Genomic DNA, 19,594 nt, shown 5'->3' with positions numbered 1-19,594 from the left:
AATTAGAAATAAAAGTTGTGATTTTATTTTGTCAAAAAAATAGGATATATTTATTCTAAATCTTTTAATATGAAGACAATTCTACTTTTCGCGCTTTCAATATGCTACGCTGTTTCAGGCTTTGCGCAATTTGGGGACCAGCAGATTATTTCTACGACTACAGTGAAACCTTATTTATCCATTCCTTTTGATATAGACAATGATGGCTTTATTGATGTTTTAACTGCTTCTGGAGAAACTTATAACATGAGTTGGTACCGAAATCTTGATGGTCTCGGAAATTTCGGTCCAGAAATTATTATCAATGAAACTCCTGTTTATTATCTTTCAGTTGATTTTGTTGATATTGACAATGATGGCGATATGGATATTTTATATCATAGCAATAATGCGAGTTACATTGCTTGGCTGGAAAACATTGATGGTTCTGGAAATTTTGGACCAGAACAAATTATAAACGAACAGGATTTTATTTCTTCCGTTAGATATTTGGACATGGACAATGATGGGGATAAAGATTTGATTGTTGCATTGGCCAATAGTTCTAGCGTGAAGATTGTTTGGCATGAAAATGAGGATGGTCAAGGTACTTTCGGTGAAGAAAATTTATTGATTCAAAATGATAATGAATTTGCTAAAATAGCACTTGTAGATATTGATAACGATGGCTTATTGGATATTTTGGCAACAGAATTTGTTTATGTTCAAGGTAAGATTTTTTGGTATAAAAATTTAGGAAATGCAACATTTGACCCAATGCAGATTATTTATCAATTCCTTTATGTTCAATCTGGAGGCACGAATATTATTGAATTTCAATATGCAGATATAAACACAGATGGAAAAAAGGATGTAATAATTACCTCTATAGATGATAATTCCGTCGTAAGCACCCATTGGCTTGAAAACTTAGATAATCAAGGAAATTTTGGAGACCTTCAATCTATACCATTAGATTTTTATGATGAATACCTTTTTTATGATCTTGACAATGATAATGACAATGACATGCTACTATGGAATAGAAATTTAAATCAGCTTTCTTGGAAAAAAAATGTAGACGGAAATGGGACATTCGGAACGCCTAATATTATAAATGCCGCAGCTGATTTTGCAAGTGATGCTAAAGCGGCAGATTTTGATGGCGATGGTTGGCTCGATATTGCTTCGGCATCTGCAGGTAATAACAAATTGTCTTGGTACAAAAACAACACCTTGGGCATTTCAGAAAATGAAATTGCCAACTATAAAATTTATCCAAACCCGACGAATGGTCTACTTTCAATAGAATCCAAAGAATCGATTTCTAAGATTTCTACCTTTAATCTTTTAGGGCAATTAATCGAAACAAATTCAAAAAACAACCAAATAGATATTTCAAAAGCAGAATCGGGCGTTTATATTCTGAAGATTGAAGATGAAAGCGGAAATTTTCAGACATTTAAAGTTTTGAGGCAATAAATTTAGTAAGTATAGATTGATAAACGGAGTATTGCCAACCTACTAACTTATTTCATTAATCCTTATCTTTGAAATCAAGAAAATCAAGAATTATGGAAACCCAAGAATTAAAAAAACGCTTGATAAAAAAGATTGAAACGGCAAATGAAGCGGAGTTACTACATTTAGTAACAGTAATAAACTCCTTTGATAAAGAACCTAGAAATTGGTTTTATGATTTACCAAGACCCATTCAAGAGCTTTTAAAGGAATCAATGAAACACATTGATGAAGGTAAAACTTTTCCCAATGAAGAAGTTATGAGAGAAACGAGAGCTAAGTATGGATTAAGAAAAATAGATTTAGCAAATCCACCTCAAGAAATAAAAGATTTATTGAAAATTGCAATTAAACAAGGAGAAAACGGCCAAACGCGATCTAATGATGAGATTAAGAAATTGATTAACAATAAGTATGGTTTTCAATTATAATGAAAGTAGATTGGACCGATTTAGCATTTCAGTCCTATGAGGATGAATCTTTATTTATTTTAAGGAAATGGAACATAGACGAAGTCGAAAAGTTTTCAAAATTAGTTTTTGAATTTATTGAAATATTGAAAACCGGAATTATTCAAGGTAAAAGCACCTTTTTAACTTCAACCTATTTTTATGTTATTTCCAAACAAACTACAATCTACTATAAAGTAATAAACGAGGATATGATTGAACTCCTCCTATTCTGGAACAATCAAAAAGATCCAAAAACCCTGAAAGCAATACTCACAAACCTATAGACATTACACAAAATGCAACTAAACCTAATCCCAAAAATAAAACATACAAATTCCAACAACTTTTTCCTACTTGCCGGTCCCTGCGCCATTGAAAGTGAGGAAATGGCAATGCAGATTGCTGAAAAGATTTTGAAAATTACTGATACCCTTGAAATCCCTTTCATCTTTAAAGGAAGTTTCAAAAAAGCAAACCGAAGCCGCATTGATAGCTTTACGGGAATTGGCGATGAAAAGGCGCTAAAAATACTTCGGAAAGTTTCCGAAACTTTTGATGTTCCAACAGTTACAGATATCCACGAAGTTAGCGATGCCGCAATGGCTGCGGAATATGTAGATGTATTGCAAATACCAGCATTCTTAGTACGCCAAACCGATTTAGTAGTTGCCGCCGCAGAAACTGGAAAAGTTGTAAATTTGAAAAAAGGACAATTTATGAGTCCAGAAAGTATGAAACACGCCGTTACCAAAGTTACAGATTGCAACAACCAGCAAGTATTGATTACTGACCGCGGAACAATGTTCGGCTATCAAGATATGATTGTGGATTTTAGAGGAATTCCCACAATGAAACAATATGCTCCAGTTGTTCTGGACGTAACCCATAGCCTGCAACAACCCAACCAAAGTGCAGGAGTTACTGGCGGAAGGCCAGAAATGATTTCAACAATCGCGAGAGCTGGAATTGCAACTGGCGCAGATGGAATTTTTATAGAAACCCATTTTGACCCAGCAAATGCTAAAAGTGATGGTGCAAATATGCTTGACCTAAGTCTGCTGGAAAAACTGTTGACAGATCTTGTAGCAATTAGGAAGACAATTAATCATTTATAATATTTCCTATCACGTAAGGAATGAGCTTCCAAAAGAACCTCTTTTAAAATTTGTTGATCTATTTCTTCAAGTGTTTTATAATGAAGGGATTTCATATGTTTTCTACCTTCAGAAATCAAAAATTCAGTATGTTGCGTTAAATGGGCGCCATGCCAAAAAACCAAATCGACATAGTTTTTTGAAAAATTCAAAAAACAAAACGGATTGTTTTCAATATAAAAACAAGGGAGTCTCCATTTGTATAACAATTCTGCTTCTGGAATCACAGTTTCCACAGTAGCCTGCAAATGAAGCAGTATTGACCGAAATGGTTCTGGCTTTTCCAAGATATATAAGGCCGCTGGATTCATAGCCGTGAAGATACTAAAAAAATAAAGTGCCCTGCCATTAATTGATGGCAGGGCACTTTGGCTAAAAACAAATTATTTATAAAACTTAATTTGGTTGATTATCAATAAAAAAAAGCTGCTCTTTTTAGGGAGCAGCGATTAATCTTAACACTTACAAAACTCCCCAATTAAATAAGTATTCAAATATCGCACTAAAAACAGATACCAATCAAGAGGGAAATCCCCCAAATTTTTACAGGGTTTTTCCTGTTTTTCAATATGTTGCAAAAGAAAAAAGCTGCTTCTAAACGAAACAGCTTTTTCAATCATTGCCCTATTAACTCCCCAATTAATTAGCTGATGTAAAGATGCGAAGAACTTCAATACTAATCAAGAGGGAAAACCCTGTTTTTCATAGGGGGATTTCCCCCTTTTTTAGCTTAAGATTAATCGAAAAAACATGTTGAATTTGACTTAGGACGTTAAGACATAGGACGTAAGACGTATTTTCGTGAAAAAACTGTGTTTTTTAACTATTTAAGTTTAGTCCTAGGTCTTAACGTCCTATGGCGTTTTTTAGATTAATAAAACCAATAATAACATTTCTGTTAAATTAGTAAAAAAAAAAGGCTGTCCAAAACGGACAACCTTTTCAAAATCACTAATTATTAACTCCCCAATTAATGTCTAGTGATACAAAGATGCGGCATATAACAAGGCCAGTCAAGAGTGAAATCCCCCTTATTTTTTAAGGGTTTTTCCTGTTTTGAGCATTGGCGGGCTTTGACAGCGCGAAATTATTTTAGCAATATAGTTGCAGGATAAAATTAATTATATTTACTTTGTTTTACAAAGTACTTTATTATGAGTGAAAAAGATTATTTAAAAGACATTAGCGAGATAAAGAATTTAATGGACCGCTCTTCTCGGTTTATTTCGCTCAGCGGCCTTTCCGGTATTTTTGCTGGACTTTACGCAATAGTAGGTGCAGCAATTGCGTATGTTTATCTTTTCCCTAAACCTGGAGAATATCTTACACTCCATAGTCTAAACTTCAAGCTATTAGTAGTGCTTTTGGCTTCAGTAGCATTGCTAAGTATTGTTACCGCTTACCTTTTAACTACCCGAAGAGCAAAAAGAAACAACGAAAAAATCTGGGATACAACAACTCGGCGCTTGTTGCTGAATTTTCTAATACCTTTAGTTACTGGTGGGATTTACATCATCATAAAACTGAACAGCCAGCATTACGGATTAACCGCTTCATTGATGCTTATATTTTATGGACTTGCACTTGTGAATGCTTCAAAATATACCATTGGCAATGTAAAATATTTAGGGTATGCTGAAATCATTATCGGCCTCATTTGCGCCGTCCTGCCTGGTTATGGTATGTGGTTTTGGCTTTTAGGTTTCGGCGTTTTCCACATTATTTACGGAAGCATGATGTATATAAAAGAGCGAAAAAACTAAACGTGGGAATAATTGACAACATAAACAAACTATTCGATCATCGTATTCGCTTGGGAATTATGAGTATACTTGTTGTAAATGAGGATGCCGATTTCAATCGCTTAAAGGAATTGCTGGATGTTACTGATGGTAATTTAGCTAGCCATATAAAAGCACTAGAACAATCTGAATATATTCTGGTTGAAAAAAGTTTTGTGGGAAGAAAACCCAATACCAATTACACTGCAACGAAACTAGGCCGTGCTGAATTTAAAAAACATATTGAGGCTTTGGAGCGGTTGATTGGGAAACCTCCTAAGTCTTAATCACTTGCCCCTAAAGGGGATGATGAAATTAAATAAAACCTTTTTTTTATTCTTTTGCTTTGAAAAACAAAGTACTTTATAAAATGATTCGACAAGAAACCATAAACTTTTAAATACAAACTATAAACACAAAAATCATGGAACAGAAAAAAAGTAAATTCAGCAATTGGATGCGTAATTCCATCACCGCAAGAATGTTGGTGGTCGGGTTTTTATTATTGGTATTATTGATTCCGTTGGAATTCGTGAAATCGCTCATAAATGAGAGAGCGTACCGGCAAGAAGAAGTTATCCGAGAAATAAACGAAAAGTGGGGCAACGAGGTTTTGCTTTCAGGCCCTATAGTGAAAATTCCTTATAAAGTGATTTCCGAAGAAAAGATCTTTAACGAAAAAAGCAATTCGTATTACACAAAAACGAAGGAAACCGTTGAGAATGCTTACTTCTTCCCAGATAAACTGAACATTGCCTCAAAGGTGGACACTAAACCTTTAAACCGAAGTATTTACGAATCTGTAGTTTATTCCGCAGAAATTAATGTGAAAGGTAATTTTCCTGAAATTGATTTCTCAAATACTGATATTGCCGATGAAAATATACTTTGGGAAAAAGCCACCGTTATTCTGAAAACTTCAAATTTGAAGGGTATTAAAACCACGCCAGTCGTGAAGCTGGATTCTGAAGCACTTTCCATGACGCCGCAATATTCCACAGAATATTTAAATACTATTCAGAGTAACAACATTCCCGACGCTAAAGAATTTTTTACAAAACCACTTCCTTTTTCCTTCGACTTAAAAATAAACGGTAGTGAAAGTTTAAAATTTCTACCTATTGGAAAAGAAACTGATGCCACGATGAAATCCAACTGGCACTCCCCTAGTTTTGATGGAAACTTTTTGCCAGAAGACACCAACAAGGAAATAAGCAAAGACGGTTTTACGGCCACTTGGCGGGTGCTACAAATTAACCGGCAATTTGAGCAATCGTTTTTCGGGTATCTTCCAGACCTTTCGGCTTCGGCTTTTGGGACGAAACTTATCATTCCCGTGGATGAATATCAAAAGAGCGAACGCACCGCCAAATACGGATTTATGGTTATTGGGCTAACGCTGCTTGTGTTTTTGTTGATACAATTGGTTAGCAAAATTTACATACATCCGTTTCAATATGTGATGATTGGTTTGGCTTTGGTAATGTTTTATACACTGCTCATTTCAATTTCGGAACATAGTAATTTCTTTAAGGCCTATGCTATTGCCGCGTTTTCGGTACTTGCGTTGATAACAGTTTATTCCCGAGCTATTCTGAAAGGGTTTAAGTTTCCATTGCTTATCTGCGGTTCGTTGGCTTCACTTTATGGATTTATTTACGTGATTATTCAGCTGGAAAATTATGCACTTTTGGTTGGCAGCATTGGCCTGTTCTTGATTTTGGCGATTGTTATGTTCGCTTCAAGACGAATTGACTGGAATAATGAAAGCTAATAACAGTGCTAGTAAAAAACCTCACAGATTTTTAAAACCTGTGAGGTTTTCATCCAAAACGTTCAGTATGCTTTATTTTAACAGAAATTATTTCAGCACATTCGTAATCGTACTTTTAATTGAATTCGCAATCGCTTATTTTCACTTTAGCTATTTTATAAGAGGTTTTTTGGGTGATGTTTTGGTAATAGTGCTTCTGTATTGCTTCTTAAAAATTTTCATCAGAAAAAACGTTTTCAAAATTGCTATTTCAGTTTTAACTTTTGCCTTTTTTGTGGAAATTTTACAATATTTCAAGCTAGCGGAAATACAAAAAGTACAATCAAAAGTACTTTTAACCATTATCGGTTCCGTGTTTGACGTTTGGGATCTTGTAGCATATTTCATTGGCTTTCTCCTTATTTTATTAATCGAAAATCTTATCACTAAAGAATGCAAAAAATAAAAACATTTCTCTTTGATCGTTTCAACATATTATTTCCACTTTTTTTGTTGACAGTTTTGAGTATTTTCCTTCTTACTATTCGAATGAAAATTACCTATTCCTTCTTCTACCTATTTCTGTCGTGGAATTTATTTTTGGCGATGATTCCTTTTTTCATTTCCACTTATATTAAAACGAAACAGCAATTGACAAAACATAAACCATATTTTTTATTAATAGTTTGGATACTTTTTCTTCCAAATGCACCGTATTTACTGACAGATTTTATTCACCTTCGCTTAAGTCCTTCTGGATGGATTGGCTTTGACGGTTTAATGATTTCCGTTTTTGCAATTACGGGCATCACCTACTATATTTTTTCAATTAGAGATATTGAGGAAGTACTTTTAAAAAATTTCAGTATTAAACTGGTTTCAATGTTTATGGCAATCCTTCCTTTTATGGTGAGTTTTGGAATGTATCTAGGCAGGGTTTTACGATGGAATTCTTGGGATTTGCTTCATACCCCTTTTGGACTTTTAATGGACATTTTCGCAATACTTACCAACCCAATTGACAACCTTCAGGCGTGGTTGTTCACCATTTTTTTTGGTTTGTTTCTAAAATTGAGTTATTGGTTTTTTGAAAAATTCCTTTTTCGATATATGATGGCTTGACAATTTTATTATTCTATTATTTATTCTATTTTGCGGTAGAAACAAATTATAAATTTTTAAATGCACATAAAAAGAGGCATACTTTTAATTTTTCTCGTAAATTTTTTTTATTTGAATGCTCAAAAACCGCGTTTTGAAAGGTTTGGCAAACCCACCCAAGAAGAATTTGCGCTCAAAAAGTACGAACCTGAGCCTGATTCTCCTGGGATAATTTTATATGAATCTGGCAATTATTATGTCAAGTCGGTTGGTCTAGGAATTTATCTTGTCAAGGAAATCTATAGAAAAATTAAGGTATTTGATGCAAAAAAATTTGATTATTCCACTGTAGAAATCTCTTATTATGAAGGAAATAGTTGGAGCAAAGAGGAAATTCTAGAATATGAAGCTATAACCCACAATGGGACGGAACAAAGTGTCGTATCGGAAAGTGGATTTTTTAAAACACAGGAAACAGGTTCCATAAAAACTCTAAAATTTACCTTTCCAAATGTTCAAGATGGAAGTATTTTAGAATATAAGTATACCATTTTAAGCCCTTTTTTTTATTATTTGAATGGATGGGAATTTCAACACGAGCTCCCCACAATTTACAGCTTGTTCCAAACTATACTGCCCGTAAATTTGAAATATAACCGTATTCTATACGGAGATCAGGAATTAGCAATAAAAAACTTGTCGTTAAAGGAGAAGGGGTGTTTGTTACCAGATAAAAGTAAGGTTGATTCTGAAGTTCACCTTTACGCTATGGAAAATATTCCATCATTTACCGAGGAAAATTATATGTTGGCCAAAAAGAATTATGTTTCTAAACTTGTTTACGAACCCTTGTCTTTTAGAAGTTTTCAAATTGATTGGCGAGAACAAGTATTTACCCGAAATTGGAAAGATGTTGACAAACGTTTTGAAAATGATGATGACTTTGGAGAACAATTGAATCAAAATAATTACTTCAGAAGAAAAATACCAAATGATATTTTGAAAATTGAAAATGATCTTGATCGTGCCAAAGCTGTTTATAAATTTATACAAGAAGAATACACTTGGAATAAGCGTTTTTTTAATTATGAAATTAAAGTGAAAGATGCCTTCAAAGATAAATTAGGAAGCGTAGCTGCAATCAATCTTTCGTTAGTGAATGCACTTGAGGCTGCAAGACTTAATGCTATGCCCGTACTACTATCCATCCGAAACAATGGTTTACCTACAGAATTATACCCTGTTCTTTCCAATTTTAATTATGTCTTAGCGGTGCTAATGATAAATGACGAAAAAATTTTACTTGACGGTACAGATAAACAAGCTCCCTTCGGCCTTATACCCTTTCGCGCCCTAAATGTTCAAGGCCGTGTAATGGATTTCAGTAAAGGAAGCTACTGGATGCCCATTGAACCTTTTAAGCAAAACATAGATTATGTAAATTCACAAATAACTGCTCAAACTGATGGTAATTTTACCGGAAAAGTGAACCAAGCTGGTTATGGCTACATTGCCCTGAAAAAAAGAAATACTATTGACGAAGAATCGCTTCAAGAATATATAAAAACTCAACAAAAGGACAAAGCAGGAATCGAAATTGAAGACTACCAAGTGGAAGGCCTCTACGTAATTGAAAACCCGCTAAAAGAAAATTATACTATTTCCATAGAACCCGAAACTGTGGGCGACAAAGTGATTCTTTATCCATTTTTCAACAAAACATATATTTCTGAAAACCCTTTCAAAATGAAGGAACGTAGCTATCCGATGGATTTCGGCTTTCCGTTTTCAAACACCTATTTAATATCCATCGATTTGGGCGAGGTTTATGAAGTTGAACAATTACCAAAAAGTAGAAGCATCAAACTTCCTAATGATGATGGTGAATGTTCGGTTACTTATGTTGCCGAAGGAAGCAAAATAAACATCCGTTTCAATATGAAACTTAATGCTTTTCGTTTTCCTAACGATGCGTATGCATCCTTAAAAGAGTTTTTTGGCACGATCGTAACCACGTTGAAAAACGAACCAATTACATTAAAAAAAATATAATATGCTTTTAAAAACACTACTTCTTCTTAACTGCTTTCTTGTGCTTTCTTCGCTATCTGCACAAGTTAGTAGAGTTCAAACCTTCGGCGAGCCTTTGGCAGAAGAATTTGCATTAACAAGCTATCCTTTAGATCCCGAGGCAACTGGCGTTGTTTTATATGAAAGAGGCAATTACACCGTAGATGCTGCCGATGGCTACATAAGGCTTATAAAAGAAGTGCATAGAAAGATTAAGGTTTTTGACGCCAAGAACTTTGATTATGCAACTTTTGAAATTCCATATTACCGCGAAAACGAGGTTAACGAAAATATAAAAGGCTTGAGAGCTGTTACCCACAATGGCAAATCACAAGTCTTCGTAAGTGACAATGCAATCTTTGATATTAAGGAAGGGCAGCATTATACCATCAAAAAATTCACTTTTGCAAATGTGCAGGATGGCAGTATTTTGGAATATACTTACCGCCTTGAAACACCTTTTCTTAGTAGACTGGATGGCTGGGTTTTTATGAATGAACTGCCTACAATCTATTCTGAACTTCACACAGAAATTCCTGGAAACTACACCTATAACCGCACGCTTTATGGCGATCGAAAATTAGATGTAAACCACGCCGAAATAAAAAAGGATTGTTTTCATCTACCTGGTTTTAAAATTCCTGCCGATTGTGAATCTGCCACCTATGCAATGAAAGCGATTCCCGCTTATAAGGAAGAAAAATATATGCTTTCCAAGAGTAATTACATTCCATCGATGAAGTTTGAGCTTAGAGATGTTATCAGTTTAGATGAAAGTAGATCAGCCTTTTCAAAATCTTGGGATGATGTAGATCGTGAATTTCGTTATGATAAAGATTTGGGGCGCCAGTTAAAGTACAACAGCTATTTTCAGGAGCAAATTCCTGCTTCCGTAACTACAATTTCAAATGAATTGGAACGCGCCAAAGCTGTTTACTATTTTATTCAGAAAAACATGGCTTGGAATAACGAAACGCGGATTCTTCAAGATATTCGCGTAAAAGAAGCCTTTGAAAAGAAAACGGGCAATAGTTCCGAAATCAATTTAGGGTTAATCAATGCGTTGGAAGTTGCAGGTCTTGACGCAAAAATAATGCTCATTGCCACTCGCGATAGAGCTTTGCCAACAAAGCAATATCCTGTACTTACCGATTTTAATTACGCCATCGTACTACTAACCATTAACAATGAAAAATACTTGCTTGACGCTACGGAAAAAGAAACTCCTTTTGGCGTGCTTCCATTTCGAGATTTGAATGTAGAAGGACGTGTTTTGGATTTCAAAAAAGGAAGTTATTGGGAACCGATTGCACCAATTGCAAAAAACATGCATTATGTGAATTTGCAGCTTTCTGCCAATGAATCTGGTCTTTTTTCTGGAAAAGTAAACGAGGTTTCCACGGGTTATATTTCGGTTTATAAACGAAAAGAATACAATGATTTCAGAAAAGATGAAATCATAAAAAAGAAACAAAGCCGAAATGAATTTTTAGATGTTACAAACCTAACTATTGAAAACGAAAAAGATTTAGAACAGCCTTATAAAGAAAGTTATGATATTTCATTGCACGACCAAGCTGTTGGAAGTACGTTCTTTCTTTATCCTTTTGTGATGCAAACTTATTTCTCTGAAAATCCTTTTTCTGCTGAAAAACGGCTTTATCCAATAGATTTCGGTTTTCCAATACAAAACAATTATTTGGTTTCCATAGATGTGAAAGACCAGTATCAAATCGTAAAAGTTCCCGCAAACAAATTGTTGAAATTGCCAGAGAATGACGGTGAACTTTCGGTTATTTATGATGTCTCTGGAAGTAAGGTAAATATTAGGCTCAGCGTTAAACTTAACAACCCAAAATTTGAACCTGAAGCCTATAAATCTTTACAGGAATTTTTTGGTGAACTGATTAAAATTCAATCTGATGAACCCATCGAATTAAAAAAAATCTGATAGCTATTAATATACTGATTACTGAGACTGAGACTGAACACTGAGACTGAACACTGAGACTGAAAACTAACCCTCTCTGTTCTTCTCCTGAATCCTTCTGATGATAGCTGTTGCAGTATTTCTCGAAACGAAACGTGGTAGTTTAGAAAGAAATTTATTAATATTTCCAGGAATAGCAACAACCTTACCTTTCAGCATGGCTTCGTAACCATATTCAGCAACTTCTTTTGCAGAACCAATATTAAATTTTATTTTATTATCTGAAGCCTTACAACCATTAGAGACTACATCCTGAAAGCAGGTTTTGGTTTGTCCAGGACATAAGCAAGTAACGGTAACACCTGAGCCTTTCAACTCATTCGCAATTGCTTCAGAAAAGGAAAGAATATATGCTTTGGAAGCGTAATACAGCGACATTAAAGGTCCTGGTTGAAAAGCCGCTAACGAAGACATATTTAATATTTTTCCGCTACCGCGCTCAACCATTCCTTTTAGCACTAGTTTGGTTAAATGCGTTGTGGTCATTACGTGCAGATTCAGCATATCCATTTCGCGTTGCCAATCGGTATCAATAAAACTTCCAAAAATTCCAAAACCAGCATTGTTTATAAGTACGTCAATGGGCTTGCCGTCTAAATCCTGAAATATTTGCTCGGCTATATTATTCCTGCTTAAATCTTTAATGATTAGTTGTACTTCTGAAGCATATTCTGAAGTGATGGTTTCCTTCGCTTTTTGTAGTTTTTCAGCATCTACGTCTGCCAAAATCAGGTCGTAATTATCTTTGGCCAAAAGCAGGGCCAGTTCAAACCCAAGTCCTGAAGCGGCGCCAGTAACGAGTGCTATTTGATTTTTCTGTTTCGTGTTTTCCAATTGCTAGCTGTTAACGAAAAGTGAAATTGTTAGTCGGCAAATTGCACATAATCCTGTAGATATACAAATCTCGGAGTAAGTTTTCCGTCTTCAGTTGTTATTCTGGCGCGTTGTAGAATTCCGTCTTTATCGTTATTAAAGAAAGCGGGAATTACGTTTTCTAAAAACATTTCGCCAAAACCTTCGCTGGCATCTTTCGGCAATTCGCAAGGCAAATTATCTACTGCCATTACTGTAATTGCGCTTGGAGAATCATAGGCAGTTTCACTTCCCGTTTTTTTATCGTAACCGTAAAAAGGGTTTGCAATAGTGGAAGCGCGAAGCGTGCAGGCTATCGGCCCGTCCACGTCACAAGAAATATCTGCAACCAGATTTATTTTGAAATCTGGGTTTTTGGCGTCTTTCTTCGTGAAAAAATAAGGTGCGTCATTACCGTAAAAATGACCTGTAAAAAAAACATCGCTCACTTTGGCGTATTTCATGAAATCGCTTTCGTAATCGGATGGATCTTCGTAAAATTCTTCTTTATTGAATTCGCCACCATCTTTGCGTTTGTTGTATTCTGAAACGTCTATCAAACAATAAACTGGTTCATTGAATTCTTCGGAAAGGTATTCCGCATCGGTAACTTCGCATATTTTTAAATGATCTAATATTTCCTTTGCTCCTCTTGCCACTTTTCCAGTTCCAGAAAGGATGATTTTTATATTCGGAAGTGATATTTTGTCCAATTCCGCTTTCACAGCATCTAGATCTGGAAGGTTTTCCACTTTTGGTAATTCAAATAAATTATCACGCAATCCCAATCCTCTAAAACCATTATAAGCACCTACCAAACCTGCGTAATAACCAAAACCAATCAGCCTTTGTTTGTCCGCATTCACAATGGTTTCGTGATCGAACATTTGAATATCTTTGTTCAGCATCGCTTTTAGAAGTTTGCGATTGTAAGGCTGTTTCTTAATGGTATGGCTAAAGAAAAAGTATTTTTTATTTGGAATTAGCGCGTCAACAGGAACTTCTTTCACTCCTAACATTACATCTGCTTCCGAAACATCTTCCTTCACTTCAAAACCTGCATCGCGATATGCTTCATCAGAAAATATGCGAACGTCAGACGCTTCCACGATTATCTTAGCATCTGGAAATTGTTTTATGACTTCTTGGCACTTTTCTGGTGAAAAAACCACCCGACGATCTGGCGGGTTTTTGCGTTCTTTAATGATAGCGAAGGTTATTGGCATTCTGGTATGTTTTTTGAATAAATTAAAGCGGTCGCAAAGATAGGGTTTTTCATGTATCTTTGGTGCGCGTTTCAGGTTTCTAGTTTCAAGTTTCAAGTTAACGCAACCACTGAATACTGCAACTGAACACTGAATACTAATAATGGGGCCGACTGGTTTTGACAGCGGGTCTAATTGTATTGTAAGCATGTCGAGCGCTGGGATATAGCTCGTAAATATCATATTTCACACTTTTTAAACGGCGAGAATAACTACGCCCTAGCTGCATAATCCGAATCATAGTAGGATGTGCCTCGGCCCACAAGGTGGGTAAGCAGGAAGTCACTCAACGGCCTTGGTTTGCGGCGGTTGATTTAGTGGCTTCGTAAAAGTAAACCTAGCGGCAATAGTGCTTTGATGTTGCCGTGAAGCTCAAGTAAAGATAAGGGGTGCGTTGGTAGTTTTCGACCGGCAATCTCACGAAAATCTAAATGAAAACTAAGCATGTAGAAGGCATTATAATTGCGCGTTTGGACGGGAGTTCGAATCTCCCCGGCTCCACTGATTACTTAGAAAGCCACGCCGATAGGCGTGGTTTTGTTGTTTTATGGAGAAATTGCCCTAATGGAATGGCTTTGAATAAATCGAGAATGCTTATTGGGGAAGCCGCAATTGTTTTATACGAATTAGGAATCACTACATTCCTACCGTTTAGAAGCACTCTATCATAAGTTCCCGCCGGTAGAATATACGTTAATACTGAAACCAGTACTATAATCCCAAAAAGCATCGTGATGGCATGCGGTGTTCGGCTCAATAAATTGCTCAGAATTGACCCTTTTGCTTCTTTGGTTATATTCATTGAAAATTTAATTTTTCACTGTTTATTCGATAAGCTACTGTAACTTTTAATTCCCTGGAACAATAGCAATAATGCGCAATGGACCGCCGCTACCACCTTTTATTTTCATAGGAAGCGCTATTACTTGAAAACCCTTAGCTGGTAATTCTTCAAGATTGGCAACATTTTCGAAAGCTGGAATATTGGCAGAAAGCAAAATAACGTGGCTTTGAAACATAGTTGATTGTCCATAATCTATACTTGCTGTATCTAGCCCAATGCTGCTAATATTTCTATTCGCAACCAACCATTTAGCAGCTTCGGGCGAAAGGCCTGGAAAATGTAATTTTTGTACAACTTCTTGACCACGTTCGTCTGTGCCTAAGTATGCTTTTTTATTTGGATAGAAAATAGAAAAACCTGTTTCCAATAAAACAATTGCATTGTCTGGAATTGTCCCGTTTTCTTTTTCCCAATTTGTAAAATCATAAATTGAAATTTGATATTCGCGATCGTTATCCACCTTTTCTGAAACGTCTATTTTAATACCGTTTCCCATCAATCGGATTAAGGGAATTTGATCTACAGATTCTGCATTTGCAACAAAATGGATTGGTGCGTCTATATGCGTGCCGCCGTGTTCCGCAGTTTCAAAATTATTGGCGGAATAAAAATAGCCACCTTTGGTTTCACCAAAAGCGACTGTGTCTAACTTAAACTCTTTAGCGGTAACCCAATAAATACTTTCTTTTGAAAATGTATGGGTAAGGTCTATAATTTTTCCGTCAAGAATTGATTTCTCATCGGAAGCAGTAGTTTGCTCTTGCGAAGTGACGGCAGTCCTATTTTCACATCCAAGGAATATGGAACATACTGCGATAAAAGTTATAAATAGTTTCATGTGGTTGGTTTTAATGGTTGTTTTCAAATTTAAAAGGAATATTGATTAAACTTCAAAAGCACAAGAAATCCAATTGTCGATCGGTTTAAAAACAAATTTGAAGTTATCTAACTTGCTAAATTTCTTATTCCTTCAAATTTCTATAATTCTGAAAGACTTCACAATACGTATCAATACGTATATTATACTAACCTATAAAAGTGTGCTTTTTCAATTTTGTACCTAAGACTCATCCCTATTAATGCATTTAGATTTTTTCATTGTTATATTTTTGAAATTTTCTAACAAAACCATTATACTTTTTTTCCAAACCAAAGGTTATAATCAGTAGCTTTAAAAAAAATATATGAGACAGCCCTTAATAATCATTCTACTTTTCTTCGGAATTATTGCCACAGCCCAAAAGAAAATCTATAATGCTGAAGATTTAAGCATTACACCCTTAATTGATGGCACTTTAATAGTTCCTGAAACATCAGAGAAATTGCCGTTGGCAATAATTATTGGCGGAAGCGGACCAACGGATAGAAACGGAAACCAGCAAATGCTTGAAAACAATTCCTCAAAATTTCTAGCTGAAGGACTTTACGAAAATAATATCGCAACATTTAGGTACGATAAAAGAATTGTAAAGCAAATGAAACAACGCTCTGTAGATGAAAAAAAGATTCGTTTTAACGATTTTATTACTGATGCCATCGCCGTTCTTGAATATTTCAAAAACGATAAAAGGTTTTCAAAAATTTATATTATTGGGCATAGTCAAGGTTCGTTAGTTGGCATAGTTGCGGCACAAAATGGTGCGGATGGTTTTGTTTCTTTAGCTGGAGCTGGACAGAGAATTGATGCTGTAATTGTAGATCAACTCACTAAACAAGCACCGGGTCTTGTGGAAAATGCACGAACTTCTTTTGAGGATCTTCGGGCAAACGGTGTTGCAAATAACTACAGTCCTGGGCTGGCTTCCATTTTCAGAAAAGATATTCAACCTTTCATTTACACTTGGATGCAATATGATCCTAAAGTAGAAATCACAAAATTGAAGATTCCAGTCTTAATAATAAATGGTGATAAAGACATTCAAGTACAAGTATCTGAAGCTGAAATGCTAAAAAACGCAAAGCCAGATGCTGAATATAAAATCATTTCTAATATGAATCATATTTTCAAAGAAATTCAAGGAAATGATTTAGAAAATACCAAATCATACAATATTTACAACCTTCCCGTAATGCCTGAATTGATTCATACTGTAAGTGATTTTATTGCGAAATGAGTTGATAAGTTTATGAGTTTAGATCCCTGTCCGTCGTGGAACGGTTTATAAATCTACTGTTTATATGAAACTAAGGGCTGACAAAAATTAACGACAATTCATAATTCGGAATTCATAGTTCTGAAATAAATATGTATTTTGCGTCAAAACCATCCAAAATGCAAGATACAACCATCGAAATCATAAAGGACACTACTCCTCTATTTACTAATGATACCATTGTTTTTGGTATTTTAATGATAGCCTTAGGCTTCATTTTTTATACCTCTTCACGCGAAGATGGTTTTTGGAAAAAATTCTACGGTGTTGTGCCCGCACTTTTCATGGCTTATTTTCTTCCAGCGTTGTTTACAACTACAGGAGTAATTTCACCAGAATGGACCTCCATTTCAGATACAGGCGATGTTTCCGTTGGAAGTACAAGTCTTTATTATATGTCCAGCAGATATTTATTGCCAGCTGCTTTGGTACTGATGACGCTTAGTATTGACTTAAAGGGTGTTTTCAACTTAGGACCGAAAGCACTTATTATGTTTATTGCAGGAACGGTAGGGATTATTATTGGCGGTCCCATTGCTGTTTTGATAGTTGGGACCATTCACCCAGAAGCGGTCGGCGGCGTTGGCGCTGATGCTGTTTGGCGTGGACTGTCAACACTTGCAGGAAGCTGGATTGGCGGTGGAGCCAACCAAACTGCAATGCTAGAAATTTACGGTTACAACCAAAAGCTTTACGGAGGGATGGTTTTTGTAGATATCGTGGTTGCCAATATTTGGATGGCCGTAATTCTTTTCGGAATTGGAAAGTCCGAAAAAATTGATAAGTGGTTAAAAGCAGATACTTCTGCAATTGAAAGCTTGAAGGAGAAGGTTTCTGATTACGCCAAAAAATCAGAAAGAAATCCAACGCTTACAGATTTAATGATTCTTGCTGCAATAGCCTTCGGAACGGTTAGTTTTGCTCATTTTGGCGCAGATATTCTTAGTAGTTTCTTTACTTCAGTGGTTGACGGAATTCCGAAAGGTATAACCCGAAACATTTTTACTTTCCTTGATTCCAGCTTCTTTTGGATGATAACCATTACAACAATAATTGGAGTCCTGCTTTCCTTCACAAAAGCGAAAAGTTACGAAGGCGCTGGCGCAAGTAAATTTGGAAGTGTTTTTATCTATATCTTGGTAGCGAGCATTGGGATGAAAATGGATTTGACTTTGATTTTTGACAACTTATGGCTAATCGTTATTGGCTTAGTCTGGATGGCAATTCACGCCGGCTTGATGATTTTGGTTGCAAAAAAGATTCGTGCGCCCTATTTTTTCTTGGCCGTAGGAAGTCAGGCAAACGTTGGTGGTGCTGCTTCGGCGCCTATTGTAGCTTCGGCTTTTCATCCATCACTTGCGACAGTTGGAGTTTTATTAGCTGTGTTTGGCTACGCAATTGGAACGGTTGGCGCAATTTTATGTACGGTGCTGATGCAATTAGCTTCCACAAGTTAGGCTTTCCAGTTTCTAGTTTCTATTTCTATTTTCTATTTTCTATTTTCTATTTCAAAAATTAAAATTAAAAGTTCAAAGCTTCTTTTGTCTATGCTCTTTGTTCTTTAATCTCTTTTTCCTGATTCCTGCTTCAAGTTTATCAACTATTTTTGAAAAAAATTATTCATATTTGCATTCCTTTAAAAAAAGATAAAATGCGCTATTTTCTTAAAATTACAATTGTATTTCTAAGCCTTATTGGTTGCTCTACAGATACAGAAATGATGAACCTTACTGGAAATGTGAAAGGTTTGAAAAAGGGAACGTTGTTGCTTCAGAAGTTTGAAGACACGGTTTTGGTTACTATAGATTCCCTTATTGTGGATGGAAACTCAAATTTTTCTTTTTCTAAAAAAATTGAAAGTCCAGAGATTTATTATCTCTATGTTCGGTTGAAAGATGGTACTATGCGTGATGATCGCATTGCTTTTTTTGCTGAAAATGCTGAGCTAAACATTAAAACCAACTTGAAAAACTTTGGAAGTGCTGCCAAGGTAACTGGTTCTAAAAACGATAGTGTTTTGAAAGAATACCTTAAACTGAAGGATCGTTACATTATTAAAAACTTAAGCTTGATTGAGGAAAGATTGAAAGTGGACTCTAAAAATGTAGATTCTTCATTAATGAAAATCGATCAGAAACAGCGGGCATTACTTACAAGTAAATATTTGGCAACCATCAATTTTGCAATGAATCATAAAGATCAGGAAGTAGCGCCCTATTTGATGTTGAGCGAGGTTTATGATTCTAATATTAAGTATCTAGATACTGTTTATAATGCCTTATCACCAAAAATAAAAAACTCCAAATACGGAACCGAATTGGAGTCTTTTATTGTAAATCGTAAAAAAGCGGATACTATATTATAGTGCGTTTATTTTATCGATAAGCTTTCTGCCATCTGCTTCAAGTTGAGCATTTATAGCCGTGAAATGTTTCTTTTTGTTTTCAACATTCTTTTGGTTCACTTTTGTAATTAGTTCATCAAAAGTAAGAATTGCTTCGTCTATAAGACCCTCAGCTTTTTTGTTGTCTTTGTCTGCATTGGTCAGTTCCCACATGTAAACTGCTTCAATAATATCTCCCAAAACATAGTTAATATCTTTTTTTAAATCTCTTACGTTTGCCATTTTAGTTGTTCTTTTTTATTGCTATAATTAATCTAGGTAATTTTTTAAATCGG

Annotated in this window: 20 protein-coding genes and 1 other RNA gene; 15 read left to right on the top strand and 6 right to left on the bottom strand. The window is 35.3% G+C overall.

What is annotated here, in order from left to right; genetic code table 11:
* Positions 1-69 precede the first annotated feature (69 nt).
* From AEQSU_RS10100 to kdsA, 4 genes are all read left to right on the top strand, one after another.
* The gene (locus AEQSU_RS10100; protein WP_014782760.1) at positions 70-1,461 is read left to right on the top strand and encodes a T9SS type A sorting domain-containing protein; all 1,392 of its coding nucleotides are present in this window, start codon (positions 70-72) and stop codon (positions 1,459-1,461) included.
* A 92-nt stretch (positions 1,462-1,553) separates the two neighbouring features.
* Entirely contained in the window at positions 1,554-1,931 is a 378-nt protein-coding gene (locus tag AEQSU_RS10095) for a hypothetical protein (RefSeq protein WP_014782759.1), read from the top strand.
* Complete coding sequence (locus AEQSU_RS10090; RefSeq protein WP_014782758.1) at positions 1,931-2,236, top strand: type II toxin-antitoxin system RelE/ParE family toxin; 306 nt, start codon at positions 1,931-1,933, stop codon at positions 2,234-2,236. The genes AEQSU_RS10095 and AEQSU_RS10090 overlap by 1 nt, the downstream gene beginning before the upstream one ends.
* Before the next feature lie 12 nt (positions 2,237-2,248).
* The gene (gene kdsA, locus AEQSU_RS10085) at positions 2,249-3,067 is read left to right on the top strand and encodes a 3-deoxy-8-phosphooctulonate synthase (RefSeq protein WP_014782757.1); all 819 of its coding nucleotides are present in this window, start codon (positions 2,249-2,251) and stop codon (positions 3,065-3,067) included.
* Here kdsA and AEQSU_RS10080 read toward each other — a convergent pair.
* Positions 3,058-3,417, bottom strand: coding sequence for a DUF1801 domain-containing protein (locus tag AEQSU_RS10080; protein WP_014782756.1), 360 nt, complete (start codon positions 3,415-3,417; stop codon positions 3,058-3,060). The two genes, kdsA and AEQSU_RS10080, sit on opposite strands and share 10 nt — an antisense overlap.
* Positions 3,418-4,260: 843 nt before the next feature.
* Between AEQSU_RS10080 and AEQSU_RS10075 the strand changes: the two genes are divergently transcribed.
* The 7 genes from AEQSU_RS10075 (at position 4,261) to AEQSU_RS10045 (ending at position 11,762) form a co-directional block, all read left to right on the top strand.
* Positions 4,261-4,869: a hypothetical protein gene (locus AEQSU_RS10075; protein WP_014782755.1), complete on the top strand. Its 609-nt coding sequence runs from the start codon at positions 4,261-4,263 to the stop codon at positions 4,867-4,869.
* A 2-nt stretch (positions 4,870-4,871) separates the two neighbouring features.
* Positions 4,872-5,174, top strand: coding sequence for a winged helix-turn-helix domain-containing protein (locus tag AEQSU_RS10070; RefSeq protein WP_014782754.1), 303 nt, complete (start codon positions 4,872-4,874; stop codon positions 5,172-5,174).
* A gap of 137 nt (positions 5,175-5,311) precedes the next feature.
* Positions 5,312-6,661: a cell envelope integrity protein CreD gene (gene creD, locus AEQSU_RS10065; RefSeq protein ID WP_014782753.1), complete on the top strand. Its 1,350-nt coding sequence runs from the start codon at positions 5,312-5,314 to the stop codon at positions 6,659-6,661.
* Between the two features lie 67 nt (positions 6,662-6,728).
* Complete coding sequence (locus AEQSU_RS10060; protein WP_014782752.1) at positions 6,729-7,106, top strand: ribosomal maturation YjgA family protein; 378 nt, start codon at positions 6,729-6,731, stop codon at positions 7,104-7,106.
* The gene (locus AEQSU_RS10055) at positions 7,094-7,762 is read left to right on the top strand and encodes a DUF1361 domain-containing protein (RefSeq protein WP_014782751.1); all 669 of its coding nucleotides are present in this window, start codon (positions 7,094-7,096) and stop codon (positions 7,760-7,762) included. The genes AEQSU_RS10060 and AEQSU_RS10055 overlap by 13 nt, the downstream gene beginning before the upstream one ends.
* Positions 7,763-7,873: 111 nt before the next feature.
* Complete coding sequence (locus tag AEQSU_RS10050; protein WP_169313457.1) at positions 7,874-9,793, top strand: DUF3857 domain-containing protein; 1,920 nt, start codon at positions 7,874-7,876, stop codon at positions 9,791-9,793.
* A 1-nt stretch (position 9,794) separates the two neighbouring features.
* Positions 9,795-11,762 (top strand): transglutaminase family protein, encoded by a 1,968-nt coding sequence (locus tag AEQSU_RS10045; protein ID WP_014782749.1) that lies wholly within the window; start codon positions 9,795-9,797, stop codon positions 11,760-11,762.
* A 66-nt stretch (positions 11,763-11,828) separates the two neighbouring features.
* On the opposite strand, the gene AEQSU_RS10040 is transcribed toward AEQSU_RS10045, so the two are convergent.
* Both AEQSU_RS10040 and AEQSU_RS10035 read right to left on the bottom strand, forming a co-directional pair.
* Positions 11,829-12,635, bottom strand: a complete 807-nt coding sequence (locus AEQSU_RS10040) for an SDR family NAD(P)-dependent oxidoreductase (protein ID WP_014782748.1) — start codon at positions 12,633-12,635, stop codon at positions 11,829-11,831.
* Between the two features lie 29 nt (positions 12,636-12,664).
* A complete protein-coding gene (locus AEQSU_RS10035; RefSeq protein WP_042492430.1) occupies positions 12,665-13,873 on the bottom strand; it encodes an NAD(P)-dependent oxidoreductase in 1,209 nt (402 codons plus the stop codon).
* A gap of 150 nt (positions 13,874-14,023) precedes the next feature.
* On the opposite strand from AEQSU_RS10035, the gene ssrA reads away from it, so the two are divergent.
* Positions 14,024-14,422: a transfer-messenger RNA gene (gene ssrA, locus AEQSU_RS16445) on the top strand.
* A gap of 1 nt (position 14,423) precedes the next feature.
* Here the strand turns inward: ssrA and AEQSU_RS16440 are convergent.
* Positions 14,424-14,720, bottom strand: coding sequence for a hypothetical protein (locus AEQSU_RS16440; protein WP_014782746.1), 297 nt, complete (start codon positions 14,718-14,720; stop codon positions 14,424-14,426).
* A 46-nt stretch (positions 14,721-14,766) separates the two neighbouring features.
* On the bottom strand, positions 14,767-15,600 hold the full coding sequence (locus AEQSU_RS10025; RefSeq protein ID WP_014782745.1) for a cyclase family protein: 834 nt from the start codon (positions 15,598-15,600) through the stop codon (positions 14,767-14,769).
* A gap of 346 nt (positions 15,601-15,946) precedes the next feature.
* Here AEQSU_RS10025 and AEQSU_RS10020 point away from each other — a divergent pair, with 346 nt between their 5' ends.
* The 3 genes from AEQSU_RS10020 to AEQSU_RS10010 all read left to right on the top strand — a co-directional run bounded on the left by AEQSU_RS10020 (position 15,947) and on the right by AEQSU_RS10010 (position 19,280).
* Positions 15,947-16,876, top strand: a complete 930-nt coding sequence (locus tag AEQSU_RS10020; protein ID WP_014782744.1) for an alpha/beta hydrolase family protein — start codon at positions 15,947-15,949, stop codon at positions 16,874-16,876.
* Positions 16,877-17,034: 158 nt separating this feature from the next.
* Positions 17,035-18,372 (top strand): DUF819 family protein, encoded by a 1,338-nt coding sequence (locus tag AEQSU_RS10015; RefSeq protein WP_014782743.1) that lies wholly within the window; start codon positions 17,035-17,037, stop codon positions 18,370-18,372.
* A 194-nt stretch (positions 18,373-18,566) separates the two neighbouring features.
* Positions 18,567-19,280, top strand: a complete 714-nt coding sequence (locus AEQSU_RS10010) for a DUF4369 domain-containing protein (RefSeq protein WP_014782742.1) — start codon at positions 18,567-18,569, stop codon at positions 19,278-19,280.
* Here the strand turns inward: AEQSU_RS10010 and AEQSU_RS10005 are convergent.
* Complete coding sequence (locus tag AEQSU_RS10005) at positions 19,275-19,541, bottom strand: hypothetical protein (RefSeq protein ID WP_014782741.1); 267 nt, start codon at positions 19,539-19,541, stop codon at positions 19,275-19,277. The two genes, AEQSU_RS10010 and AEQSU_RS10005, sit on opposite strands and share 6 nt — an antisense overlap.
* Positions 19,542-19,594 lie beyond the last annotated feature (53 nt).

It is taken from the genome of Aequorivita sublithincola DSM 14238 (assembly GCF_000265385.1).
GTDB lineage: Bacteria > Bacteroidota > Bacteroidia > Flavobacteriales > Flavobacteriaceae > Aequorivita > Aequorivita sublithincola.
Note: the sequence above shows the minus strand (reverse complement) of the source record. Positions and strands in the feature narration are given on the sequence as shown.